Source organism: Mesorhizobium sp. M1273, assembly GCF_040318195.1.
Classification (GTDB): Bacteria; Pseudomonadota; Alphaproteobacteria; order Rhizobiales; family Rhizobiaceae; genus Mesorhizobium.
This window is the reverse complement of record NZ_JAMYLV010000026.1, coordinates 1-24,587: the sequence shown is the minus strand read 5'-3', so window position 1 is coordinate 24,587 and position 24,587 is coordinate 1. Positions and strand designations below refer to the sequence as shown.

24 protein-coding genes are annotated in these 24,587 nt (G+C 62.4%); 13 read left to right on the top strand and 11 right to left on the bottom strand.

The features are described from left to right. Window positions 1-6: 6 nt before the first annotated feature. Window positions 7-1,299, bottom strand: coding sequence for an Nramp family divalent metal transporter (locus NKH30_RS23545; protein ID WP_352744138.1), 1,293 nt, complete (start codon window positions 1,297-1,299; stop codon window positions 7-9). Window positions 1,300-1,535: 236 nt separating this feature from the next. On the opposite strand from NKH30_RS23545, the gene NKH30_RS23540 reads away from it, so the two are divergent. Further along, entirely contained in the window at window positions 1,536-1,841 is a 306-nt protein-coding gene (locus NKH30_RS23540; protein WP_023677305.1) for a hypothetical protein, read from the top strand. Window positions 1,842-1,945: 104 nt separating this feature from the next. Here NKH30_RS23540 and NKH30_RS23535 read toward each other — a convergent pair whose 3' ends face one another. Beyond that, window positions 1,946-2,800, bottom strand: coding sequence for an aldo/keto reductase (locus NKH30_RS23535; protein ID WP_352997294.1), 855 nt, complete (start codon window positions 2,798-2,800; stop codon window positions 1,946-1,948). A gap of 228 nt (window positions 2,801-3,028) precedes the next feature. On the opposite strand from NKH30_RS23535, the gene NKH30_RS23530 reads away from it, so the two are divergent. The 4 genes from NKH30_RS23530 to NKH30_RS23515 all read left to right on the top strand — a co-directional run bounded on the left by NKH30_RS23530 (window position 3,029) and on the right by NKH30_RS23515 (window position 5,406). Then, window positions 3,029-3,664: an ankyrin repeat domain-containing protein gene (locus NKH30_RS23530; RefSeq protein WP_352997292.1), complete on the top strand. Its 636-nt coding sequence runs from the start codon at window positions 3,029-3,031 to the stop codon at window positions 3,662-3,664. Window positions 3,665-3,809: 145 nt separating this feature from the next. Further along, window positions 3,810-4,199: an ArsR/SmtB family transcription factor gene (locus NKH30_RS23525; RefSeq protein WP_352997323.1), complete on the top strand. Its 390-nt coding sequence runs from the start codon at window positions 3,810-3,812 to the stop codon at window positions 4,197-4,199. Beyond that, a complete protein-coding gene (locus NKH30_RS23520; RefSeq protein WP_352997290.1) occupies window positions 4,196-4,729 on the top strand; it encodes an SRPBCC family protein in 534 nt (177 codons plus the stop codon). The genes NKH30_RS23525 and NKH30_RS23520 overlap by 4 nt, the downstream gene beginning before the upstream one ends. Window positions 4,730-4,830: 101 nt before the next feature. Then, window positions 4,831-5,406 carry a dihydrofolate reductase family protein gene (locus NKH30_RS23515; protein ID WP_352451449.1) on the top strand — a complete coding sequence of 192 codons (576 nt, stop codon included), beginning with the start codon at window positions 4,831-4,833 and terminating at the stop codon, window positions 5,404-5,406. A 64-nt stretch (window positions 5,407-5,470) separates the two neighbouring features. Here NKH30_RS23515 and NKH30_RS23510 read toward each other — a convergent pair whose 3' ends face one another. The 6 genes from NKH30_RS23510 to NKH30_RS23485 all read right to left on the bottom strand — a co-directional run bounded on the left by NKH30_RS23510 (window position 5,471) and on the right by NKH30_RS23485 (window position 11,199). Further along, entirely contained in the window at window positions 5,471-6,271 is an 801-nt protein-coding gene (locus NKH30_RS23510; RefSeq protein ID WP_352997288.1) for a class I SAM-dependent methyltransferase, read from the bottom strand. 119 nt (window positions 6,272-6,390) lie between these two features. Continuing rightward, window positions 6,391-7,425, bottom strand: coding sequence for a DUF930 domain-containing protein (locus NKH30_RS23505; protein ID WP_352997286.1), 1,035 nt, complete (start codon window positions 7,423-7,425; stop codon window positions 6,391-6,393). Window positions 7,426-7,486: 61 nt separating this feature from the next. Further along, window positions 7,487-8,236 (bottom strand): glucose 1-dehydrogenase, encoded by a 750-nt coding sequence (locus NKH30_RS23500; protein WP_352489988.1) that lies wholly within the window; start codon window positions 8,234-8,236, stop codon window positions 7,487-7,489. A 47-nt stretch (window positions 8,237-8,283) separates the two neighbouring features. After that, complete coding sequence (locus NKH30_RS23495; protein ID WP_352489989.1) at window positions 8,284-9,288, bottom strand: sugar-binding protein; 1,005 nt, start codon at window positions 9,286-9,288, stop codon at window positions 8,284-8,286. A 53-nt stretch (window positions 9,289-9,341) separates the two neighbouring features. Beyond that, window positions 9,342-10,403 (bottom strand): ABC transporter permease, encoded by a 1,062-nt coding sequence (locus tag NKH30_RS23490; RefSeq protein ID WP_352685274.1) that lies wholly within the window; start codon window positions 10,401-10,403, stop codon window positions 9,342-9,344. Window positions 10,404-10,458: 55 nt separating this feature from the next. Beyond that, entirely contained in the window at window positions 10,459-11,199 is a 741-nt protein-coding gene (locus tag NKH30_RS23485; RefSeq protein WP_254819718.1) for an ATP-binding cassette domain-containing protein, read from the bottom strand. Window positions 11,200-11,669: 470 nt separating this feature from the next. Here NKH30_RS23485 and NKH30_RS23480 point away from each other — a divergent pair, with 470 nt between their 5' ends. The 3 genes from NKH30_RS23480 to NKH30_RS23470 all read left to right on the top strand — a co-directional run bounded on the left by NKH30_RS23480 (window position 11,670) and on the right by NKH30_RS23470 (window position 15,375). Then, window positions 11,670-13,103, top strand: coding sequence for a coiled-coil domain-containing protein (locus tag NKH30_RS23480; protein ID WP_352997284.1), 1,434 nt, complete (start codon window positions 11,670-11,672; stop codon window positions 13,101-13,103). A 133-nt stretch (window positions 13,104-13,236) separates the two neighbouring features. After that, window positions 13,237-14,799, top strand: coding sequence for a serine hydrolase (locus NKH30_RS23475; RefSeq protein ID WP_352997282.1), 1,563 nt, complete (start codon window positions 13,237-13,239; stop codon window positions 14,797-14,799). Between the two features lie 255 nt (window positions 14,800-15,054). Further along, entirely contained in the window at window positions 15,055-15,375 is a 321-nt protein-coding gene (locus NKH30_RS23470; RefSeq protein WP_352541194.1) for a hypothetical protein, read from the top strand. A gap of 47 nt (window positions 15,376-15,422) precedes the next feature. Here NKH30_RS23470 and NKH30_RS23465 read toward each other — a convergent pair whose 3' ends face one another. Then, window positions 15,423-16,364: a hypothetical protein gene (locus NKH30_RS23465; protein ID WP_352997280.1), complete on the bottom strand. Its 942-nt coding sequence runs from the start codon at window positions 16,362-16,364 to the stop codon at window positions 15,423-15,425. Between the two features lie 265 nt (window positions 16,365-16,629). Here NKH30_RS23465 and NKH30_RS23460 point away from each other — a divergent pair, with 265 nt between their 5' ends. Then, window positions 16,630-17,070, top strand: coding sequence for a lipid-binding SYLF domain-containing protein (locus NKH30_RS23460; protein WP_352451439.1), 441 nt, complete (start codon window positions 16,630-16,632; stop codon window positions 17,068-17,070). 18 nt (window positions 17,071-17,088) lie between these two features. On the opposite strand, the gene NKH30_RS23455 is transcribed toward NKH30_RS23460, so the two are convergent. Next, on the bottom strand, window positions 17,089-17,721 hold the full coding sequence (locus tag NKH30_RS23455) for a TetR/AcrR family transcriptional regulator (RefSeq protein WP_023677324.1): 633 nt from the start codon (window positions 17,719-17,721) through the stop codon (window positions 17,089-17,091). A gap of 716 nt (window positions 17,722-18,437) precedes the next feature. Between NKH30_RS23455 and NKH30_RS23450 the strand changes: the two genes are divergently transcribed. From NKH30_RS23450 to NKH30_RS23440, 3 genes are read left to right on the top strand one after another with little or no spacing between them, the layout of a single operon-like run. Then, window positions 18,438-18,923: a (2Fe-2S)-binding protein gene (locus tag NKH30_RS23450; protein WP_352472181.1), complete on the top strand. Its 486-nt coding sequence runs from the start codon at window positions 18,438-18,440 to the stop codon at window positions 18,921-18,923. Beyond that, the gene (locus NKH30_RS23445) at window positions 18,920-19,903 is read left to right on the top strand and encodes an FAD binding domain-containing protein (protein ID WP_352472180.1); all 984 of its coding nucleotides are present in this window, start codon (window positions 18,920-18,922) and stop codon (window positions 19,901-19,903) included. The genes NKH30_RS23450 and NKH30_RS23445 overlap by 4 nt, the downstream gene beginning before the upstream one ends. Then, window positions 19,900-22,221 carry a xanthine dehydrogenase family protein molybdopterin-binding subunit gene (locus NKH30_RS23440; protein ID WP_352997278.1) on the top strand — a complete coding sequence of 774 codons (2,322 nt, stop codon included), beginning with the start codon at window positions 19,900-19,902 and terminating at the stop codon, window positions 22,219-22,221. Before NKH30_RS23445 ends, NKH30_RS23440 begins: the two co-directional genes overlap by 4 nt. A 109-nt stretch (window positions 22,222-22,330) precedes the next feature. Here NKH30_RS23440 and NKH30_RS23435 read toward each other — a convergent pair whose 3' ends face one another. Then, entirely contained in the window at window positions 22,331-23,341 is a 1,011-nt protein-coding gene (locus NKH30_RS23435) for a zinc-dependent alcohol dehydrogenase family protein (RefSeq protein WP_352541190.1), read from the bottom strand. Window positions 23,342-23,445: 104 nt separating this feature from the next. Between NKH30_RS23435 and NKH30_RS23430 the strand changes: the two genes are divergently transcribed. Next, entirely contained in the window at window positions 23,446-24,375 is a 930-nt protein-coding gene (locus tag NKH30_RS23430) for a LysR family transcriptional regulator (protein WP_352490004.1), read from the top strand. Window positions 24,376-24,587 lie beyond the last annotated feature (212 nt).

Here is a 24,587-nt window from a genome sequence, read left to right as displayed (position 1 = left end):
GCCTGATCACATGAACCAGGTTGCCACCAGGCCGATCGTCGCCGAGAAGATGGCGACGGTCGTTGCCCAGCCGAGTATGTTGGTGCTGCGGCTGTTCACCTGATCGCCCATGATCCTGCGGCTGTTCGTCATCAGCATGATGAGCAGCAGCAAGGGCGGTGTCGAGAAGCCCTGAACGATGCCGGACCAGACCAGCGCCTTCATCGGATTGAAGCCGAGAAAGTTCAGGCCAGCGGCGATCGCCGTAAAAAATCCGATGGCGAGGTAAAATTTGGGCGCCTCTCGAGCCCGGGCGTGCAGGCTGTTTTTCCAGCCGATGGCTTGTGCCACGTCATAGGCAGCTCCGGTGGTCATGACAGGAACCGCTAGGAAACCGACGCCGATCACACCTGCGGCGAACAGAACGCTTGCGGCCTGGCCGGCGAGCGGTCGCAGCGCCTCCGCGGCTTGCGCGGCCGTGTCGATATCGTGATGCCCCGCCTTGTAGAGCGTCGCCCCCGTCGACAGGATGATGAAATACATGATGAGATTTGAAAACATCATGCCGATGAGGATGTCCCGGCGCGAGCGGCGGAGTTCGCTGTCGGTAGCGCCCTTCCTTTGGCTGAGCGTTGTGCGCCCCTGGGCAATCTCCTCCTCCACCTCCTCATTGGACTGCCACGTATAGAGATAGGCGGACAGCGTCGTGCCGATGATGGCGACCAGGATCGACAGGAACTCGCGATTGAATTCGATCCTGGGGAGCAGCGTCCCGCGCAGCACCGCCGCGGCGTCCGGCTTGGCCAGAATGGCGGCACCGACATAGGCGAGCAGCGCCAGCGCCAGCCAGCGAAAGATGTTACGGATCAAAGTATAGGAGCCGAAAACCTGGAGGGCGAAGATGAGGGCGGCGACGAACAGCACGATCAGCGGAATGGGAAGCGGCACGAATATGTTGATCGCCGCCGCCATTCCACCAAGATCCGCCGCTGCCTCGATGGTGTTGCCGACGAGCACACCCAACAGCACCGACCAGAGCAGCCACCGCGGGTAGAAGTCCTTGATGACGTGGAACAATCCGCGCCCCGACACCTGGCCGAGCTTCGACGACAGATAGACAACCGCGTACATCATCGGCAACGTCACCGGGGCCGTCCAGAGCAGGTCGGGTCCGAAACGGGCGCCGGCACTTGCATAGGTGCCTATAGCGGAACAATCGTCGTCGGCCGCCCCTGTTATCAGGCCGAGGCCGAGCGCTCGTCCTATGCCGCCCTTGCCCTCCTTCGGTGGGATGGAATGATCGGAACCGGCCTGCCTCATTGCGACCGGACCGGGTTGCGAACGAAAGACGCGGCCTGCCATGCAATAATGGTAAGGATGGGTCGCGGCGCTGGTCTCATTTTGCTTCCTTCAACAACTTGCCCAAACCCGGCGTGCCATGACTTGTTCCGCGACGACCGGACAGGGGTTTTGTCTCAGGCAAAAAAGTTCAGGTTGACCACTTCCGAACGCGAAGCGACTATCCATTCGAGGCGAAGATCGCAGGAGGAAATGCAATGGACGAGCCCGGTCAGTGGCGCCACATGTCGAGCGCGCCAAGGGACGGCAGCAGAATCCTTGTCACGGTTCGGCCGTCCGAGCAGGGTCCGGCCGAGGTCGACATGGCTTACTGGGCCCGCGCCGATCAGTTCGGCAGCGAAGGCTGGCGCGCCTCCGACTCGTCTCCAGGACGCATCGTCGAATATGCCGAACCCGAACTGAAGTGCTGGATGCCGCTGCCGTCGGCCAATCTCAGCAAGGGATCGATGCCGAGCCCCTGGGAGGGCGAAGATGTGCCGCTGGTGGATGGCTCCGGGATATGAGCTAGCGGGAAGGTAGTTTTGATCGCTGGCGGGACAACGCCTCCCTCTGTCCTGCCGGACATCTCCCCCACAAGGGGGGAGATAGGCAACTTCACTGTCGGCCCTCAGAACAGGAATGCAGCTGTAGCGGGGTTCGGGCCGGTGCGGCCGTCGGGCGAATCCATGCCCCGGATAAGCTCGAGGTCCTTCGCTTCGAGCTCGAAATCGAAGACATCGAAATTGGCGGCGATGCGGTCCTGGTGGATCGACTTTGGAATGACGATCAGCCCTTCCTGAAGGTGCCACCTGACGATCGTCTGCGCCACCGACTTGCCGTGTTTCCTGGCGATACTTTCAAGCGTCGGATCGCTCAACAACCGGCCGCTGCCCAGCGGGCTCCAGCTCTCGATGCGGATGTTGTGGCTGTCGTGGAATTCACGTTTGTCACGCTGCTGGAAGCGGGGGTGGAGCTCGATCTGGTTGACGGTCGGCGTGACGCCGGTCTCGCCGATGATCCGTTCGAGGTGGTCCTGGTTGAAGTTCGAAACGCCGATCGACTTGATCCGGCCTGATTGCCTGAGTTCGATCAGCGTCTTCCAGGCCTCGACATATCTGTCCTGGCTGGGCACCGGCCAATGGATCAGGAACAGGTCGATCTGTTCGATGCCGAGCTTGCTCATCGTTTCGTCGAAGGCGCGCAAGGCGGCGTCGCGCTGATGCGCGCCGTTGCGCAGTTTCGAGGTGATGAACAACTCGCTTCTCGGGACGCCGGCCGAGCGGATCGCCTGCCCGACACCTTCCTCGTTCTGATAGCCTTCGGCGGTGTCGATCAGCCTGTAGCCGGCCTCGATTCCCCAGCGCACCACCTTGGCGGTGATGGCTGGATCGACCTGCCACACGCCGAGGCCGATTTGCGGAATGGCGGAGTCGTCGTTCAATCTGATTTGTTCAGGTCTATTCAGGGTAATCTGTTCAGGCATGTTCAGGTCCTTCTGCATCGTTCCGCCCGGCGCAGGCTCTATCTAGTCTGAATGGCCGCCAAAGCCAGTCGATATCAGGAGAATGTGAGGAGACGGACGTGAAGCGCTGATCCTCCGCTTCGGGCCGACAGCTCTCTGTGACCCACGGGCTCCAGGGAACTCTATGCAGGATGACCCCACTATCGCGGATTCTGTGGTATTCTGTGACTATCCGAGGAGGCGACTGCGTTGACCAACAGCTTGGAAGCCGAAGGGGCAAGAGACTGGTCGCCCCTGCTGGTCGCGGCAGAACAAGGCGATGCGGAGGCGGTTCGATCGGAATTGGCGGCTGGCGCCGACATCAATCAGTCGGACGACGGCGGCTGGTCTGCACTTCACCTTTCAGCCCTCAATGACCGCACAGCTGTGGTGGAGGCGCTGATCGAAGACCCGGAAATCGACGTGAATTCCAGAAACAAGTGGAAGAGCACGCCCTTGAGCCTTGCGGCGGCCAAGGGACATTACGCGTGTATCTCTGTCCTCGTGAGACACCCCCAAATAGAGATCAACGCTCGAGCTGACTACTACGGCAGAACGGCCCTTATCGAGGCGGCGAAGAACGGGCATCTCGAAGTCGTCAAGTTGCTCGTGGAGAATGGCGCGGAAGTAAATCTGACCGACAAGACGGGGAGAAACAACGCGCTCATCGAGGCTATCAAGGGGCGGCACTACGAGATCGCGGAATACCTGCTGGATTCTGGGAAAGTGAGCTTTATCAACAAAGAGATGAGGCTAAACGCCCTGATCTGGGCTGGCAGCTGCCACAACCCTCAGCTTATCGAAAAGCTGGAAGCCGCGATCCACAGTTTCTTCGACGGCAAATAAGGGCCTCGCCCTTACTGTCGCGGGGCGCGTCCGTATCTCCCGTCACGTCGACACGTTCGACGGCGCAAACGGCCCCGCGGCGCTTCACATAAATTATTCAACCAAACGGTTGACTATCTCAATGCATGCGTCTATATTCAACTATATGGTTGAATTAGAGACACCCCAGATGGACGCGGTTTTTCACGCCCTTGGCGACGCCACCCGGCGGCACATGCTTCGCGATCTCGCCGATGGCGAGAAAACGGTAAGCCAGCTGGCGGAACCCTTCGCGATGTCGCTCGCGGCGGCCTCCAAGCACATCAAGGCGCTGGAGAACGCAGGGCTTATTCGTCGAGAGGTGAGGGGCCGCACGCATCTGTGCCGACTAGCCCCTGGACCGCTGGCCAGCGCCCATCAGTGGCTCAGCTTCTACGAGCGCTTCTGGACCGGTCGTCTTGATGTTCTCGAACGCCTTCTTCGCGAAGAGGACGCACGCAAAGCCCAGGAAGAGCCCAGGAAATCGCCCAACCCGAAAGAAGGAGACGAGCAATGAACCAGATGAGAAGCATCGACGCCTACGGCGCGCTGAGCGAGGCCGCCACGTTCACCATCCAGCGCCTTTTGCCCGGACCCATCGAACGCGTCTGGGCCTATCTCACCGAGAGTGACCTGCGCCGGCAGTGGATGGCCGCGGGCCGGATGGAAATGAAGGCCGGCAGCTCGTTCGAATTGGTCTGGCGTAACGACGAGCTGACGGACCCGCCTGGCCAGCGCCCCGCGGGCTTTCCCGAAGAGCATCGTATGGAGGGCCGGATCACCGAACTCGATCCGCCGTCCAAGCTTTCCATCACCTGGGGAAACACCGGCGGCGTCTCCTTCTTGCTGGAGGCGAAGGGTAGCGATGTGCTGCTCACCGTCGTTCATCGCCGCCTGCCGGAACGTGCAATCCAGCTCAACATCACCGCCGGCTGGCACATCCACCTCGACCTGCTGGCCGCCCGCCTGGCGGGCAAGACGCCGACCTCGTTCTGGGACGGCTGGAGCCGCCTGCGGGAAGAATACGACCGCCGTCTGCCGGCCTGATGTAACTCGCGGCGGCTATCCCTGAGGTCGCCGCCAGCAACACGAAGCAACGCTGAACCGATGAAACGTGCTTGCATCCCGCAAGCCTGATGGAGGAAGTCATGCGCAAATTGATCGCTGGAATGAAGATTTCCGTCGACGGCAAGATGGAGGGGCCCGAGGGTTACGCCGATTGGGTCGACGCGTGGTCGGACGAATACGGCCTGACGCCGCAAATCGATGCCTGCCTGCTTGGCAGCGTCATGTATGCCGGCTACGAGCGCTACTGGAGCGCCATCCAGAACGAGCCCGACAAGCCGCTGCCGATGACCGGCAAGTTACCGAAGCCGGCCGAGCTCGAATGGGCCAGCTTCGCCGCGCAGACGCCGCATTATGTGCTGTCGAACACAATGACTTCGGCGGCCTGGCCAAAGACGCGCTTCGTGCGGAATTTCGAGGATATCGCTGCGCTGAAACAGCAGCCCGGCAAGGACATCTACCTTATGGGCGGCGCCCGAATTACCGCGAGCCTTATCGATGCCGGGCTGGTCGATGAACTCAGGCTGATCGTCTATCCGCTGCTCGCCGGTGACGGAAAGGCGCTGTTTGGGACGGCGAAAAATCGTCGTGGGCTCGAACTGCGCAAGGTCGAACAGCTTTCGGACGGCCGCGTCGGGCTGGTCTATGGGATCGGCTAAAGCGCGTCGCGTTCGATCGGCCTCATGCGACGCGCTTTTTGCGCGGCATGCATTAGCGCCAAGGTCAGGCAACGACGCCGCGGCAGGCCCAGGCGACATTGGCAAAGGACCTCGGGCCGTCGGGCCGGCCGGCCTCGTAGGCGTCGCGCATGGCGGCGTCGGTGCGCGCCCGCTCTTCCGGGTCGAGCGCGGCCACATACTTGCCGAGCGGCCCTTCGCCGGCGGCAATCGGCGCCCAGTAATCATCGAAATTTTGGTAGTCCATGCGGATCATCAACTGGGTTTCCGTAACGTCGCGGAGACCCTGTTCGACAAAGGTCCGTTTCATTTCACCCGGCTGCATCATCGGCTGCGTGCAATAGCGGGCACGCAGCTGGCGTCCGCCTTCACTGAGCACCGCCACCGTGTCGATCATCATGCGCATCCCCGGCATGCCGCCGAGATGGTCCCATACCGTCGCCGCGACGACGCCGCCCGGCCGCACGACGCGGCGCATCTCGGCGACTGCCTTGCCGGCTTCGGGCACGAAATGGAGCACGAGCAGGGCCAGGGCACGGTCGAACGCGCCATCCTCAAAGGGCAGGGCGCAGGCATCCGCCTGACGGATTTTTATCCGCGGATCGGTGTTGCGCCGGATTGCCTCCTCGACGAAAACGGCCGAAAAGTCGATCGCCGCGACCTCACCGAGGTCAGCGGCCTTGACGAGCGCGAAGGTCAGACTGCCGGTGCCGCATCCGACGTCGAGGATATTTTCGCCGTCCTTGAGGCCCGCGAAGCCGATGAACAGCGGCGCGAGCTTTTGGCTCCAGCGGCCCATGAGCTGCTCATAGCCGGCAGCATGGTGAACGTTGAAACTTGAAGTCATCGAAGCCTCCTCCCAAAGCCGTATGCTAGACTTCGGCAGCCGCTGACGAAAGGCACTTTTGGCGCGTGTTGGTTCGGCAGCCCGGAGCGCGCGAAGACATCGCCGGCCGCCTCGACCACCTATTCGGCGGGCAACCCGCGGCGCTTCCATTCGCTGCGCGGCACCGGATTTCCAACACGAAAGGCAAACGAAACGACTCTCGTCGCGTTAGGATCGACCTCGCAGCGAAAGCTCAGATCGTACCACTGTCCGTTTGCAGGGAACGGCGCACTGGCGACGTTCATGACCGTGCCGGCCTTCAGCCGATACTCAAGCAGGCTGTTTGGGAAATAGGGGGGCGACGCGTGCACCAATTGCTGTGCGAGTTCCGTGTTGCAGAGCTGACCGATCCGCACGGCGCGCGGCACATTTTTCATGGCGGTTGTCGCCACCGGATCACCGGTTGCTGATTTCGAGAACAATCTCTTCGCTTCCTGAAGCTTCAAGGGTTTTTGCTCCTTGGCGACATCCGCTGGCTTGGGCTTCGGCGGCGGTGATGCGCCAGGCGACGGAGCCTGGTCTTTCCCCTCGACCGCTGTCACGGCAGGTGGCTGTGCAAGATCCTGGTTACTGGGAACTTGCGGCGCTGGCGGTTGTTCCGAACCATCCTCCGCACTGTTGCCGTCCAGAGACTTGCGAGGACCGGCGTCCTTCTCACCGAATTGGAAGACAGGTCTCTGCGCGGTGACCTCACGGCTCGTCGGCGTCTCGACCTTGGCTTCCGGCTGCTTTTCCGGCTTGGGCGGTTCAGCGGGGGACGGAGGTTTGGTTTTTTCCGGCGGTTTAGGCGGCGGCACGATATCAACTGCGATGGGCTGCTCCTTCTGCGGCTGCGGGGGCGACAGCGGCAGTGCGGACAAAAGAAGCGCGGCGGCGAGCAAATGCACGACCGCGGAGGCAGGCAAGGCCCACCCGAATACCCGGCGCTGATCCCGTATGTCGTTTCTCATCGTGACCGGTGTGTGGAATGAAATATTGGCGGCATCAAGCATCGATGCCGCCAGACGTAGAAATAACCCGTTGCGAATCGAAAAGTCGGCGGCTGCAATGCGGCGCGGCATCCAATCGTGTGGCGTCGGCGTCCGCGCAGGGGACCGGGCCAGCAGCGCATGCATCAAGTCGTCATTTCAGGCGGCTAGCAGGCACGCCCTCCCGGTACGGTGTCGCCGGTTGAAATCACAGGGAAACCGATAGCCCGCCGTCAACCGCCAGCACGTGCCCGTTGACGTAAGCGGCAGCGTCGGAGGCGAGAAACACCACGGCTCCGCCGAGCTCCTCAGGCTGGGCCCAGCGGCCCGCGGGGGTTCGTGCCTCGACCCATTTGGTGAAGGCCTCGTCGTGCATAAGTGCGGTGTTGAGCTCGGTGGCGAAATAGCCGGGGGCGATGGCGTTGACGGTGATGCCGTGACGGCCCAGCTCAGCGGCAGTGGAGCGTGTCAGCCCGTGCAGGCCCGCCTTTGCCGCCACATAGGCGTGAATGGTGGGGCGGCCAAGGATCGCTGCGACCGATCCGGTGTTTATTATGCGCCCGAACTTATTTGGCAGCATCAGGCGCACCGCGTCGCGCATCATGCGGAAGCAAGCCGACAGATTGACGGCAACCACATGGTTGAAATCCTCGTCCTGCCATTCGACCAGCGGTTTCCGATGCTGGATGCCGGCGTTGTTGACCAGAATATCGAGGCGGCCGTGGCGTTCGACGATTCCTTCGAGCGACGCCCTTGAGATCGCCGCGTCGGTGACATCGAACGGCAGGGCTTCTGCACCGATCCTTTCGGCCGCCACGGAAAGGGCGGCCACGTCGCGGGCATTGACGATCACCGTCGCACCGTTTTCGGCAAGTGCCTTGGCCATGGCAAAACCAAGACCACGCGAGGCACCCGTGACCAATGCGACACGGCCCTTGAGCGAGAACAATTCCGGCATTGAGATCCCCTATGAAAAGGGCGGGAGTTTCCTCCCGCCCAAAAGCGCTATTTGGCGACGCAGGTGTCGGCTGTCTCCGGAGTGCAGACATCGAGGCCCGTGTAGGTCGGGTCGGCCGGCGGAGCCTTGCCCTCCTTCATGTCCTTCAGCGCCATCATCGTCTTGTAGCCCATCTCGAACGGCCGCTGACCGACCTGGCCAAGGGAGAAACCTTCCTTCATCTGGTCGATCTGTACCGGAAGCGTGTCGGCAACGACAAGGGCCAGGGCTTTCGAGGCGATCTTGTCCTTGTACGGTGCGACCGCGGCGCGGTTGGCGTCGGGAATGAACTGCGGGAAGCCACCGGTTGGGACGAATGCGTCGAGGTTCGGGTTTTTCGCCATGATATCCTCGAACTGTTGCACCGAAAGCGGGAAATCATCGTTGGTGTAGAGCGGACAGCCTTCGATTTCGGTCCAGCCGTTCTGGCCCGTCAGCCGATCCCCGGGCGAGGCCGCCGATTTGGTGCCCGAAAGCGTATCGCGAATGCCCTGCATGCGCTCGTTGTGGTTGGCCGCCGCGGCGCCGCCGGACTGGATGCAGATCGTGCCGCCTTTGGGCTTGATCTGCATGACAAGCTTGGCGAGGTTCTCGCCGATCTCATAATTGTGCGTGCCGATATAGGCAACGCGCAGATCCTTGTTTTCGGGCAGGAGATCGGAGTCCCAGGTGAGGACCGGGATGCCGGCTTCCTTGGCGGCCTGCAGCGCAACCGCCATCGCGGCGGCGTTCGATGGCGACACGGCGATGCCGTCCACCTTCTTGGCCACGAGATCCTGCACGATCTGCACCTGCTCGTCGCCACCACCATGCTCGCCGGGGCCGATATACATGCACTCCACGGCGCCATTGGATTCGGCCTCGGCTTTCTTGCAGCCGTCGCGTGCCTGGTCGAAGAAAGGATTGTTCATGTTCTTCGGCACCAGGGCGAAGGTGTATTTCGCCTGGGCGCCGGAAACGGCAAGCACCATTGCGCCAAGCGCGACGGCGGCCGTCAGCAGATGTTTTTTCATGTGACGTTCTCCTCCTTGGTGTGATGTCCCGCAAGCCTCCCGCCGGCGGGTTTCTAGCGGCGTTTTTTGGGCATCAAGACTGCCAGCGACGCGGCGAGAATCGATTTGCCGCCCGTTTGCATGCCCAAGAGAACCGCAAGAACGATGAAGGCGCCGACGAAGGCACCCTGCCAGTTTGAATCGATGCCGGCCATCAGCAGCGCATTCCTGATCACCTCGAGGAAGGCCGAACCGATGATCGCACCGAAGGCCGTGCCGGCGCCGCCCATGAGGCTGGCGCCGCCAATGACTGTCGCGGCGATAACGCGCAGTTCGTAGCCCTGGCCCATGGCATTTATAGCCGAACCGTTATAGCCGAGGAGCAGGAGCGAGGCGAGCGCGGCGGTGAAAGCCGAGAAGACATAGGCCTCGAATTTAATCCAGTTGACCGGAACGCCGGTGAGCCGTGCCGCCTCCTCATTGCCGCCGATGGCGAAGAGATGCCGGGCCCAGGCTGTGAAGTTGAATACGAAGCCGACAATCAGGGCCAGGATCACCATGGTCCAGAACTGTGACGACAGTTCTGGTATCCAATGCGGTGCCCAGTCGTTCGGACCATGCCGCGGCCATTTCCACTGACCGATTGCCTTCACGATCGGAGCATCGGGCCCGAACTGGTAGAGCATCTGGTTGGCCGAGAATACGACCGCCAGCGAGCGCGCGACGGACAGCATGCCGAGGGTGACCACAAAGGACGGCATCCCGACATAGGCGACAAAGAATCCGTTGACCGCGCCACAGGCCAGACCGGAGAAAAGGCCCATGGCGAAGGCGACGTACCAGGGATAATGCCAGGTGAGGAACAGGCCGGCGACGATGACCACGAGACCCATGACGGAGCCGACCGACAGATCGATACCGCCGGTGATGATGACGATCGTCATGCCAAGTGCCATGATGCCGAAAGGTGCGAAGTTGCGCGTCACATTGGCGACATTTTCAGACGTGCCGAAGCTCGGCTCCATCGCAGTCATCAACATGACGAGCGCGATGAGCGCGATCGTCACCCAGAAGGGCTGACTTGAAATCACACGTTGGAGAACTGTTTTTTCCTTGGTCGGGACGAAATCCGACATGGCCGGCCGGCCATGTTCTTCGACTGAGCCCTGAACGCCAACTGACTCCTGAACACTATTCGCCACGGATGGCCCCCGTTATCAGTCCAGTGATTTCCTCGGGCGATGTTTTGTCGGCTGGCTTGTCGGCAACTTTCGAGCCCCGCCTGAGGACGATAATGCGATCTGCCACGGCGAACACGTCAGGCATTCGGTGACTGATCAGCATGACGCCGACTCCTTGTGCTTTGAGGCGTCGGATCAGTTCGAGTACTTCCGCCACCTGGCGCACCGAGATGGCGGCCGTTGGTTCGTCCATCAGCACCAGCTTGGCATTTGAAAGCCGGGTCCGCGCGATGGCGACGGCCTGGCGCTGCCCACCCGACATCTTCCTGACGAGGTCGCGCGGCCGGGTTTCCGATTTGAGTTCCTTGAACAGCGCTGCCGAGCGATCGATCATCGCCTGCTTGTCAAGAATCCTGATCGGCCAGAAGCCTTTTTTGATCTCGCGCCCCAGAAAGACGTTCTGCGCGGCCGTCAGATTATCGGCGAGCGCCAGGTCCTGATAAACAACTTCGATCCCCTTGGCGCGGGCCTGCACGGGCTGGTGGAAGTGGCACACCTCGCCCTCGACTACAATTTCGCCGTCGCTCGGAGGAAAATTCCCGGCCACAGTCTTGACTATCGTCGACTTGCCGGCCCCGTTGTCCCCCATCAGACCAACGACTTCGCCTCGCTCCACCTGGAAGCTGACGTCAGTCAGGGCCTGGATAGCCCCGAAATTCTTGGAGACGTGGCGAACCTCAAGCACCGGCATCGCGGTCCTCCCGGGACAACATTTTATCGGTCTTGTCCCTGGTCTATGCACAGCAGCTAATCAGCGAAACGTATTCAACACAATCATTTATTAGGTCAGGCATTTATTAGGTCAGGCCTCCCGGCAGTGACACGCGTCGTCTTAGGCCGTGACCTTGTAGCTGCTGCAGAACACCGAGGGCTCGGCCGGTCCTCAAGACAATCACCAGGCGATCCTCAGGCTTGCGCCGCTTCATATCCGTTTCGGGTGAAATGAGCAGGCATTTTGCGAGCGGTGCCAACGCCTCGGGTATGGAGCGCGGCAGAACACGGCTTTGCGTCATTCAAACACACGAGGACAGTGGCCAAGCCTGTCCCTAGCGTGCGTCGGCCAGAGCGCACGTCAGGAGATGAACCCGCATTCGGGGGAGGCGAGGGTCAAGTATTGAAAATCCGCTCCTTGCCGGCGCTGCACGAGAGGGATATTCGGTCATGAATTTCAAAGGTTTGATCAAGCGTGCCGAGACAGTGGAGAGAGCGTTCAAGGAGCTCGAAACCGATTTGGCGGATGCGTTTAGCGAATGTCTCAATGTGGACGATCAGTCGCCGTTGAACGACGTCACTGTGCCGGATGAGACGGTATCGGATGAGAATCTCGCGGCAACGGATGACAGCTCGCAACTCGAAGCCAATGCGGACGCCTTCGAGACCGCACGACGGCTGTCCCCCCATACGCAAACCCGGCTGGCTGCCTTAAATGCGGTCGATGGGCTCTTTCACGACGCGCAGGAGTATCTGGGGGAGATCAATGCGAAACTGTCGGAGATCGCGACCTCGCATCATCTGACGGGCGAATTCCTGAAACTGCTCCACGGCGACATTCTTCGCGCCAACGAATTGGAACTGGCAAATACCGGCCTGACCGCGCAGCAAAGGGTGCTGTCCGAACAGCTCCACGATGCAACCAGAAAGCAGCGCGAGCGCGACAGCGCTATCGAGGCCCTGCAGCAGCACGAGGCGAGCCTGGTCGAGGACAAGGAAGCACTTCGCGGCGCGCTGGCTGCGGCAAGGCTGGAACTCGTCGTCGCAGGCAATGCGAGCGCAAAACGCGAGGCCGAGTTCGGCGAGCTTGTCAAAACACTCTCGGCCAGAGCCGTCGAGGCCAACAGACGCTCGCGCGAGAACGAGATGCTGCGGGAGAAACATGTCAGCCTGTCGATCGACCTCGACAAGGCGCTGAAACGGGAGGCCGAGGCTCGGCACAGGCTGGACGAACTCTCGACTGTCCATGCCAATGATGCCGCGCAGGTTTCGGAACTGCTGGCCGCGCTTGGCAAGAGCGAGAAAGAGGAGATGCGGCTGCAGAAATCGCTCGATATGGCGCAGGCAAAGCTATCGGAAATAACGGAAGCGGCCCGCATCAGGGACGGTGACAGGGAAGCCGAACTTGCACGCAGTGTCGCGCAGATGACCGGCTTGCGTTCTGAAATCGAGGATCTTCGATCGCGACTGGAGGCCGCCTCCAACCACAACAGCGAAGCCGCCAGCGAGATCGCCAGGCTCAAAGCCCAAGCGAGCGACGCGGTGGCGGAAAAGCAAATTGTCGAGCAAAAATTGTCCGCCCTCACGAAGGAGAGCGAAAACGACAAGATGAACCTTTCCGCAATCAGCGCGAATTTTTCGCAGCTTTCCCTGCAGCAGGCATCCGAACAGATACAGTTCGACGTCCAGCGGCAGGAATGCGAGGATCTGCGAGCCGAAGTCGCGTCGCTTCAAGCCCGGGTCAAGGAACTATTGCCCTATGAGCGGCTCCACAAGGTCACCAACGCCAGACCGCGTGAAGACGGCGTGGTCGAGATCACCGCCGCGGTGGCGGAGAAGGCCCGCGCCAGCAGGCGGCGCCTTCGCCTGCGCGCTGCATCCTAGCTCAGGCGCGGCTGTCTGAATTTCGACTGGTGCGAAGCGGACATCCGTCAATGGATGGTGGGTCGAGCGTGAGGCTGGCCTTCCCTGCGTTGGCCTGCGATAGTGCACGCCGGGGAGGCGGAGGGGGCTGAGCATGCGGCTATTCACAAACCGGAATCACCTCCGGTGGAGGATATTGGCCTTCATCGCCCTTATTACGCTTTCGCCGAAAGCGGCGTCGGCCGACACCATTACGCCCGACCGGATCGCCGCGGCCATTGCGAAGCTCGAATTACTGGCCGAAGGCGTCGTCGCGGATGGTAGCGTGCCCGGTCTGGCCATCGGCGTCGTGCATGGCGACGAGGTGATCTTCCTCAAGGGGTTCGGGCATCGCGAAGCCGGAAAACCGGAGATCGTCGATGCTGACACGGTTTTCCAGATTGCCTCGCTCTCCAAGCCGGTCTCCGCCACCGTCGTGGCGGCGCTGGTCAGCGACGGGATCGCTTCGTGGGATTCCAAGATCGCCGACCTCGATCCGGCTTTCCGGCTCGCTCAGCCCTATCCGACCAGCGAACTCACGGTCCGCGACCTGTTTGCGCACCGCAGCGGGCTTCCCGGCACCGCCGGCGACGACCTCGAGGATATCGGCTATGACCGCGCGGAGATCCTGCGCCGGCTGCGGTTCGTGTCGCCGTCATCGAGCTTTCGTGCGGGCTATTCCTACAGTAATTTCGGACTGACCGAGGGTGCCGTCGCGGCCGCGAAGCCGACGGGTAAATCATGGGAAGAGGTCTCCGAAGAGAAGCTCTACCGTCCGCTTGGAATGGCCTCGACCAGCTCGCGTCATTCGGACTTCATCAAACACGCCAACCGCGCCGAGCTCCACGCCAAAATCGATGGCGCCTGGACCGCGAAGGTCCAGCGCTATCCGGATGCGCAGGCGCCAGCAGGCGGCGTCAGTTCCACCGCACGCGACCTCTCGCAATGGATGCGCCTTGTGCTCGGCAACAGGGTCTATGCCGGCAAGAGACTCATTGCCGCCGATGCGCTGGACCAGACACATATTCCCTTGACGGCTCGCGGCAAGAATCCCGTCTCCGGAGGCGAGGCCTTCTACGGCCTCGGCTGGAATATTGAATTCGGCCGGCACGGGCTGATCTGGGGTCATGCGGGCGCCTTCAGCACCGGCGCACGCAGTCTGGTGATGCTCTTCCCCGAGGAGAAGCTTGGCATCGTCGTCATCGCCAACGCCTTTCCGACAGGCGTGCCGGACGGGCTGTCCGACAGCTTCGCCGATCTCGTCTTCGACGGAACGCTGGGCAAGGATAAGATAAAGGCATGGAATGATATCTATGCGAGCATGTTCGGCCCGGTGATTGCGGCGGCCAAGGCCACCTATGCCGCGCCGCCCTCTCCAGCAAGTCCGGCCGAGCCGGCCAGTGCCTATGCAGGCCGTTACTTCAACGACTTCTTCGGCGAAGCTATTGTGTCGGGCGAAGGAGACACCCTTGTCCTCAAGGTCGGGCCCGCCGGCGCGCGGTCCTATTCGCTGAAGCATTTCGACCGCGACCTCTTCGTGACCTTCCCCGATGCCGAGATGCCGGACAGGCCCTCGGCCGTCAGCTTTGCAGTCGGCCCCGACGGCAAGGCGTCAACCATGACCATCGAATTTCTCGACGACAATCATCTCGGCACGCTGCAACGCGTGGGAGATTAGAGCACTTCCAGGAAAGTCCGGAGCGGCTTTCCGTCCATAATTGCGTAAAAACAGATATTTGGAGCGGGTCAGCGACTATCAAAAGCTGGACCGCTTTAGGTCAAAATTCAATCAGCTGGCTGCCGTCAACAGCCGAGATGGTCAAAAAGCAGTCAAGCTTATTATGGTAGGAATCGCCGATAGCGGATTCGACAAATCATGCAAAGACCGACTAACGAGACCAGTCGGCTTTCGTCCCAAATTGGAGACCAGCAGGTGGCCTGGGTGCAGAATTGGGTCTGGCTAGTTAATTGGAACCCGCTGATCGATGAACTCGGTCACATGGCTGGCGAGGCCCTTGATGTCGGATTGCGTAGGATTCTCGAAGACGAGCTCAAAGAAACCGATACAGATGCATCTCCACAGCGATGGGCATCGTGGCATTTCGATGGTCCCCGACCGATTGCCGCTTTGTTCGGAATTGATCAAGGAACAGACATTTTACTCGTTCGGATCGAGGTGCCAGACAACCTTTCTGTACGCGCCGAGACAACACTTGATCTGATGAAGTCATACGCGTTTGTGGCGCTTGACTGATCGTCCGCAATGGGGTCGAACTTGGTCGTTAAGTGTTTGGCTCGTTCTCAACTCAAAGGCGCCGGGCCGAACTGGAGCAATTTGAAGCAATCGCCACTTCCTGACTTCAACTGCGTCAGGAAGGGTTTCGACCGGTCGAGCCATTCCTGGTGCGATCTGGCATCGGCTTCGATTTCATTGGCCGGCGCAAGCTTGACGAAGCCGCGCCCCGTGCTGAAAAGCCAGCACGCGCGGGCGAGAAACCGCCTGCTGCGCTGGCGCAGGAGGTCGGCATCATAAAAGACGTCGAGCACCTCCTGCTTGATCTTCCGTTCCTTTTCGGGATTGGCGATCGCAACCTCGATCGGCTCGCCGCCGATTGCATCCTGCAGGTCCTTGTAATCCAGAGCGATCTGGGTGGTGGCATATTTGATATCGCTCTCGTCCCGGACGATGTTGAACCATAGCGTTGGGTTGAGCTCGTTGACGACGAACGATGCTTCGAAATCGCGCGACAGATTCAGGATATCGAACCCCTGAACATCGACGTCGCGCTCGACCAGAAGGATCTGCGAAACCTGCTTGGCGAGCGCCGTTCCGTGGGCGCTGACGGCGGCATTGTTTCCGCCGTGTTCCGGACTGACATAGGCACCGCCATCATCCAGCAGCGCGTCGAATTCGCCGAGGGCCTCCACGACAGCGCTGCCGCGGGCAACACGCGCCGCCAGTTTGGCGAGAACCTGCTGGAGCTCCGTTTCGCGTTTGCGCTGGTCCTGATAATTCTGCTGAAAAAAGAAGATGAACAGGGACACGCCAATCCCGATCAGGATCACGCCCAGCTGCGAAAAGATATTGCGATAATATTCCAGCAGCTTTTCACGATGGCGTACGTCGTCACGCACACTGTGCGCCACGCGAAGATTGACGATCAGCGAAACGACCAGGAGCCCGGCGCCGACCAGGATCAGGCCACCGATCAGCAGGTAGCCATGTCGTGAGTTGAAGTCCATTGCTTTGCCGCGCTCCCGAAACCCCAGACAGCGCAGACTAATACCATTCCGCCTCAACACCTACGATCATCCCCACCATTCGGCCACTGTTCTTACAGCCAGGACTACGCTCGCCATCCGCCTCGTTTCGTGGCGGTCTTCTCGCAGCCGGATTCAGGCCGCGTGCTTGGAACCAATGACCGGCGAGACTGTTCAGCTATGACTTTGATACGACGCCGACGTGCCCGGCCGGCTGGGCATGCGGCGATCTTGAGGAGTTCTCATCATGAAGATTTCGTCCAGATTTCGTTCAGTCGCAGTTGCCGTCATCGCTGCGGCGGCAGTTAGCTTTGCCAGCGTCGCGCATGCCGACAGCGGTACGATCCGCTTCGCCGTCTACAAGGCGGCCTTTTTCATCGGCGGCTCCGGAGGCGAGGGCACACTGACCTTCCATGGTCGCCGATATCCCATCTCGGTCGGCGGCATCTCGGGCGGCCTCGCCTTCGGCGCCTCCAAGACCTATTTCAAAGGTACCGTGCGCCACATACGCCGCGCCCGGGATGTGACAGGGGTGTACGGTGCAGCGGGCGGTGGCGGCGCGCTCGGCAAAGGAGCCCAGGTGATCGTCATGACCAATGACAAGGGTGCCCAACTCGAACTCACGGGCAGGCAGGTAGGCCTGCAAGTCAATGCCGATCTCAGCGGTATGAGCATCTCGCTGAAATAAGGACAGTCACTGCATTCGTTATTCCTTGGATGGGCCGGATTTGGCCGCTCCAAACCGCAGCCCATCCATCAGCAGCGACACCAATCGGCGCGAGCGATCGCGCCAGTCCTTGGTGTCCGGGGCCGAATAGATGCCGCCCAGCGCATGCAGCACGTCGGAGGCATCGACATCGCCGCGGATCGAGCCGTCGGCGACCGCGGCATCGATCAGCCGCCGCAAGGCGAGCGTCACCCTGCCGGAAACGTCGGAGAACAGGGTTGAGTTGGTCGTGAGCAGGATGCGCAGGCTTGTCGACAGCCCGCGCTTGGTGGCGATGTAGTCGACGAAGCGCTGCATCCATTGTTCGAGCGCCATGTCGGGCGCATGATCGCGGGCGAGTTCGTCGGCCGCCTGGCACAGTCCTTCCACTTCGCGCCGATAAACCACCTCGACCAGGTGCTCGCGGGTTGGGAAATGCCGGTAGAGCGTGCCGATGCCGACGCCGGCCTGGCGCGCAATCTCCTCCAGCGAGGCATCGACGCCTTGCGCGGCAAAGGCTTTTGCCGCGACCTCGACCAGAGCATCGCGGTTGCGCTGCGCGTCGGCGCGCAGCGGCTTTGCAACGGCGGCTTCGGTTTTGTCTCCAGAAATGACGGGCGGCTCCGCGGCCAATTTTTTCTCCAGTGCTGATCCGAAGCATACCCGGATAGGCAGGCCCCGTTTCAAGAACGCAGACGCTTCCACCTTCGTTACGTCTCCGGCAAATATAATCGCAAGTAAATATAATCACAGGATCGAGTCTGGGCCGGCGTTCCGGCAGGCGAGGCATCTTGCCCGCCTCCAGTGCACGGCCCGTGGATGACGTCCGGAGGATGACGACGGAGGATATTTCCTCGCGGCCGGCACTCGTCATCTGTTCGGCCGATGCCGTGGGGCAAAAATGAGCCCATGTTGAGCACGATCCCCTCAGGATCATTGGACTGTCCTGCCCCTACAGACAGTTCAGAGAGCACCACCGGCTTGGGCCGGTGGTGCTTTTTTGTCTCCAGGCAAGACGGCCGGCTGCCTGCCAATTTCCTCCAATTTTGATCATTTTCGATCCTGGGCTTGAACAGGACGGAGCAGGCCCTTAGGTAATAAGCGGAGGCGCCTCCGATTGTGGAGCGCCTTTCTCATGTAATCACGGGATCGGGTATGTCACGTCTTTCGACCTCCCAAGCCGCAGCCCTCCCGGAGCTCGCGCCAAGTCGAACCGACCCCCTCTGCCCTGCCGGGCACTTCCCCCAAGAGGAAGATAGCCTTCACCTAGCCATAAGCTGACCTTGCCGCTCGCCGGCCGGGCACCAGATCATCCCCTCCCGCGTCAAGCAACTGGAGCCAGACGCCCCATGACAAGCAAAACCCGAACTCCAATCCAACTTCGAATCAACGGACATCGACATGAGCTGGAGGTCGAACCGCGCGTTACCCTGCTCGACGCCTTGCGCGACCATCTCGGGCTGACCGGCACCAAGAAGGGCTGCGACCAGGGCCAGTGCGGCGCCTGCACCGTTCATATCGACGGCCAGCGCGTGCTGGCCTGCCTGACGCTTGCCACTCAGGCTGAAAGCAGGGACATCACCACCATCGAAGGGCTTGCCGGGGAGGATGGCACGCTGCATGCGGTGCAGGCCGCCTTCCTCGAACAGGATGCCTTCCAGTGCGGCTATTGCACGCCGGGCCAGATCATGTCGGCGGTCGCCTGCATTCGCGAAGGCCATGCCGGCTCGAATGAGGAGATCCGCGAATATATGGCCGGCAATCTCTGCCGCTGCGGCGCCTATCCGCATATCGTCGCCGCCGTGCGCCAGGCGGCCATGGAGGCCGCGTCATGAGAGACTTTTCGTATCTCCGCGCCGGCTCCGTCGATGCAGCCCGTGAGGCAGCAGCACTTCCCGGCGTCATGCTTCTCGCCGGCGGCACGACGCTTGTCGATCTCGCGAAATGCGGCGTTGCCGAACCCGAGACCGTGGTCGACATCACCCATCTCAAGGGACTGGACACGATTGCCGTTGATGACCGGGGCGCCACGATCGGGGCGCTGGCCAGGATGAGCACCGTCGCCGACCATGCCGGTATCAAGAGCCGGTTCCCTGCCGTTTCGGAGGCGCTGTGGCAGGCGGCATCGGCGCAGCTGCGCAACATGGCGACGATCGGCGGCAATCTGATGCAGCGTACACGCTGCCCCTATTTCCGCGATCCGGCGAATTTCCCCGCCTGCAACAAGCGCTCGCCCGGCAGCGGCTGCTCGGCGATTGGCGGCGTCACCCGCGGCCATGCCGTGCTCGGCACCAGCGAGGCCTGCGTCGCCACCTATCCCGGCGACCTGGCGGTTGCACTCGTCGCCTTCGACGCGATTGTCCATCTCGGCGACCGTCAGATCGCCGTCGATGATTTTTTCCTGTTGCCGGGCAGCACGCCCGAAAGGGAGCATGCGATTGAGTCCGGCGAGATGATCACCGCGATCGGCATTCCCGCTTCGGCGGCCGCCCGCCGCTCGACCTATCTCAAGGTCCGCGACCGCCAGTCCTATGAATTCGCCGCGGCAAGTGCCGCGGTCGGCATCGAATTCGAGGCCGACGGAAGGACGATCCGCGATCTGCGCGTCGCGCTTGGCGGCGTCGCCACCAAGCCATGGCGCGCCCTTGCCGTCGAAGAGGCGCTGAAAGGCAAAGTGCTCGAGCCGGAGGTCGTCAGGCAAGCCAGCCTGCTCGCCGTCGAGGGCGCCGTCGACCGTGGCGCCAACCACTACAAGATCGAACTGGCGCCGCGCGTCGTCGCCCGCGCCATTCTCAAAATGGGAGAAACGGCATGACCGTTCACGAGTTGAGAACAAGACCCGGCGATGCCAAACGCGGCGACGCTTCGGACGGTGCCGTCCTCGCCGATCAGGTCGGCGGTCGGCTGTCGCGCGTCGACGGCCCGGCCAAGATCACCGGTGCCGCCAAATACGCCGTCGAGCAGCAGCTCGAGGGGCTTACCCATGCGGTGCTGGTCGAGAGCACCATTGCCGCCGGCCGGGTGCGTTCGATCGACACGGCCGCGGCCAAGGCGTCGCCCGGCGTGCTGCTGGTGCTGACGCCCGACAATATCCTGCCGCTGAGAACCGCAACGGACTGGCTGGGCACGCCGCCGCCGGACGTCGCCTATTGCCCGCTGGCGCGCGACATCACCTTCAGCGGCCAGCATGTCGCGGCGGTGGTGGCCGAGAGTTTCGAGCAGGCGGTCGCCGCCGCGGCGCTGGTCAAGATCGCCTATGACGAGGCGCCGGCGATCGTCGACCTCAGCGATCCAAAGGCCGGCGACGGCATCCCCGTCGATGCGATGACCAAGGAATGGGGCGAAGCGGAGACAGCGTTCGCCTCGGCTCCGGTCAGGATCTGCAACGCCTACAACACGCCGCGCGAATACCAGGCGCCGATGGAGCCGCATGGCCTGATCGCAAAGTGGCAGGGCGACCAGTTGACGGTCTGGGAGCCGAGCCAATGGCTCGACGGCATGGCGCGGACCTATGCCGAATGGTTCGGCGTGCCGTTCGAGAATGTACGACTGGTCTCGCCCTATATTGGCGGCGGCTTCGGCTCCAAGGCGTTTGCCTATGGCTACGGCGCTGTAGCGGCAGTCGCCGCGAAAATGCTGGGACGGCCGGTGAAGCTGGCGGTCACCAGGCCGCAGACCTTCACCGCCTATGGCGGACGGGCGGCGACGCGCCAGACCGTGGCGCTCGGCGCCAACGCGGAGGGCCAGATCCAGTCGATCGTGCATCGCGGCGTCAACGAGACCTCGGTCGACGGCATGTGGGTCGAGCCGCTCGGCTCGGTCACCTCGGTCATGTACGCGACGCCGAATTTCTCGTCGCGGCAGAACGTCGTGCGGGTCAACACGGTGGTGCCGGGGGCATTGCGCGCGCCGGGCGAGAACCCGAGCGCCTTCGGCATCGAAAGCGCCATCGACGAGCTCGCCTATGAGGTCGGTATCGATCCGCTGGAAATCCGGCTCAGGAACTATGCCGAGCAGGACCCGCATGCGAAGAAGCCGTGGTCGACACGGCAGCTGCGTGAGGCCTTTGCGGCCGGCGCCGAAGCCTTTGGCTGGTCGAAGCGGAACCCCCGGCCGCGTTCGATGCGCGACGGCAACCAGCTGATCGGCTGGGGTGTCGCGGCAGGTACCTATCCGGTGCGGCGCGCCTATGGCGAGGCGGTCGTGCGTATTCTCGCCGACGGCTCGGTCGAGGTCGAAAGCTCATCGATCGACATGGGGCAGGGCACCTACACGATCCTGGCGCAGACCGCCGCCGAGGTGGTGGGCGTGCCGGCGGAAAACGTCGTCGTCAAGCTTGGCGATTCCCGCTATGCCCGTGCCGGCGTCACCGGCGGTTCGCGGCTGGCCGGGGTGATGACCGGCGCCGTCCACAAGGCGGCGAGTGCCGCGCTCGACCAGCTGATCGGGCTCGCCATCAGCGATCCGGCTTCGCCGTTCCATGCGCTGCAGGCCAACACGCTCGTCGTCGCCAATGGCCGCATCGCCTCGCCGCGCGGCAACGGCCCTGAAGTTTCCATCGCCGAACTGCTCAGGAGCGTCGGGCGCGAGCATATCGAGGCGAAGGGCGACACCATGCCGGCCAATTCGACGGTCGAGGACCGCTACAAGAACTACACCACCATAGCCATGGCGCTGCCACACACCGAGGGCGACTATTCCCGCCACAGCTGGTGCGCGCATTTCATCGAAGTCCGCGTCGACGAGGACTTTGGCACGGTTCGCGTTTCCCGCGTGGTGTCGGCGCTGGATTCGGGCCGGCTCTACAATCCCAAGCTCGCCGAAAGCCAATGGAAGGGCGGCATCATCATGGGCATCGGCCAGGCGCTGCTCGAGGAGGGCATCGTCGACCGCCGGCATGGGCGCATCGTCAACAACAATCTCGCCGACTATCTCATCGCCACCAATGCCGACATTCCCGACATCGAGGTGATCTCGGTCGGTATTCCCGATCCGCATTCCTCGGTGCTGGGCGGCAAGGGGGTCGGCGAGCTGGGCATCGTCGGCGTGGCGCCGGCGATCGCCAACGCGGTATTCCACGCCACCGGGAAAAGGGTGCGGGATCTGCCGATCACGCTGGAGAAGCTGATTTAGGCGGAGGTTGGGACTGTCGGCGCGTTGGCGATTGGCAAAAGCCGAGGTGACGACCGATCTCCCCACGAGAGGGGAGATCGGCAGCTTCAACGCTCTGCCTTTTTCAGGCTCACCACGACAGACTGAACGCGAGCTTGCCGAAATGCCGGCCGCCGGCTGCCATGTGGGCGTAGGCCTCGGTCGCCTGGTGCTGGCTGTAGACAGTGTCGATGACCGGATCGATACGGGCGGCGCCGATGGCCCGCGCCGCGTCGCACAGATCGGATACCGAACCGGTGTTGTTGCCCACCACCTTGAGTGCCTTGATGATGATCGGTAGCAGGTTCGTGGTGGCCTCGGCGCCGGTGACGAAGCCGATGGCGAACACCGTGCCGCCGGGCGCCGCGGCATTGATGGAGCGGGCGAAGGTGGCCGAGCCGCCGGTTTCGACGATCAGATCGGCGCCGAGGCCGTCGGTCAACTCGAGCACCTTGGCGTCCCAGTCCGGCGTCTCACGATAATTAATGAGATGATCCGCACCCAAGGCCTTGGCGCGCGCCAGCTTTTCGTCAGACGACGAGGTGATGATGACCGTGGCGCCGGCTGCCTTGGCCAGCTGCAGGGTCAGGATCGAGACACCGCCGGTACCGAGCAGGACGACGACCGACCCCGGCCCGGCATCGGCGGCGCGAAGCGCATTCCACGCGGTGGTGCCGGCGATCGGCAGCGTCGCTGCCGCTTCGAAGGACAGATGCGCCGGCATCGGCACGACGGCATTGGCCGGCAGCGCGACATATTCGGCGAGCGAGCCGGGCAGTGTCAGCCCGCGCATCTCTCTGGTCTCATAAGGCCGCGGACGGCCGCCGATCCAGCGCGGTTTTGCATGGGCGATGACGCGGTCGTTGATGGCGAGCCTCGACACGCCCTCGCCAATGCCGACGATCTCGCCGGCGCCGTCGACGACGGGAATGAGCGGAAAGCTCGGACCTGGATAGTTGCCGCTCGCTATCGCGACATCGACAAAATTGAGGCTTGCGGCGCGCAGGCGGATCAGCACTTCGCCGCGTTGCGGTTCAGGCGTGGGAACGGTGGCCGCGCGAAACGCGTCCAGTCTCGGGGCAGTCAGTTCGATCGCTTTCATGTCTCACTCCGGTTGATGGCCGATTGACGGGCCGGGATTGAGTGAAACTAGCTGCTGCGCTATTGGTATATAATCCTTGCTTTTACATTTGAGCTCTGCACCTGATGCAGCAATCGCACGAACCGGCAGCATTGGTCGAAATGGCCGCCTTCGCGGCAATCGCTGAAGCACGCTCCTTCACCAGGGCGGCTGCTCGCATCGGCCGCGACGCGACGATCCTGTCGCGGCGCCTTGCCTCGCTGGAAGAGCGGTTGGGCGTGCGCCTGCTGCACCGGACGACACGAAGCGTATCGCTGACCGAGGCGGGTTCGGAATTTCTCATCCGGGTCCGCGCCATCCTGGCTGCGGTCGACGAGGCCGAGGCTGCCGCGTCGGCGCATGCCGGCGGCGGGCCGCGCGGCGTGCTGCGGCTGGCGCTGCCCGGCTCGTTCGGGCGCATGTGGATCGGCCCGCTGCTGCCGCAGTTTCTCGCCGAATTTCCCGATGTCCGTATCGAGGCCGAGTTCTCCAACCGCTTCGTCGATCTCGTCGCCGAGAATTTCGATGTCGCCGTGCGTCTCGGCGCGCTGGAGGATTCGCGGCTGGTGGCGCGCAAGGTCGCTACACGGCGGCGGCTGCTGTGCGCCGCGCCGTCCTACCTCGCCCGCCGGGGCACGCCGACTGAACCTGAAGCACTGCTGGAACACAGTTGCCTGGGCTTCTCAGGCTTCCAGACCTTTCCGGCCTGGGAGATGACCGACAGTTCGGGCCGTCGCGTCAGTATCGAGGTCTCCGGGCCGCTGGTCACCGATGATGCCGAGGTACTGGTCGAAGCCGCCGTGCAAGGCGTCGGACTGATGATGAGCACGGATTGGCTGGTCGGACGCGAGCTCGCCGACGGCCGTCTGGTGCCAGTGCTGGAGGACTGGACGCTTGCCGACGAGGGCGCCGTCTATGTCGTCATGCCTTCGGCCAAGGGGCAAGCCGCCAAGACACGTGCCTTCGCCGACTGGATCGGCAAACGCTTTGCGCCGGTCCCGCCGTGGCGGAGGTGAGGGTGGGTCGCGGCGCGTGGAGCGTCAGCGCCGTCTCTCGTAGGGAAGGCGTCGGCGATCTATGTGAGACGACCTCCTCTGGCCGCTTCGCAGCCATCTCCCCCTCGAGGGCAGGGGAATCGCATATGGCGATTTTGGGGTTGAGTTTAGGCTGAGAAAGGATTCTTTGGAGAGGCAGTTGAGCGAAGGAGCGACTGCCATTTCCTGCCTTG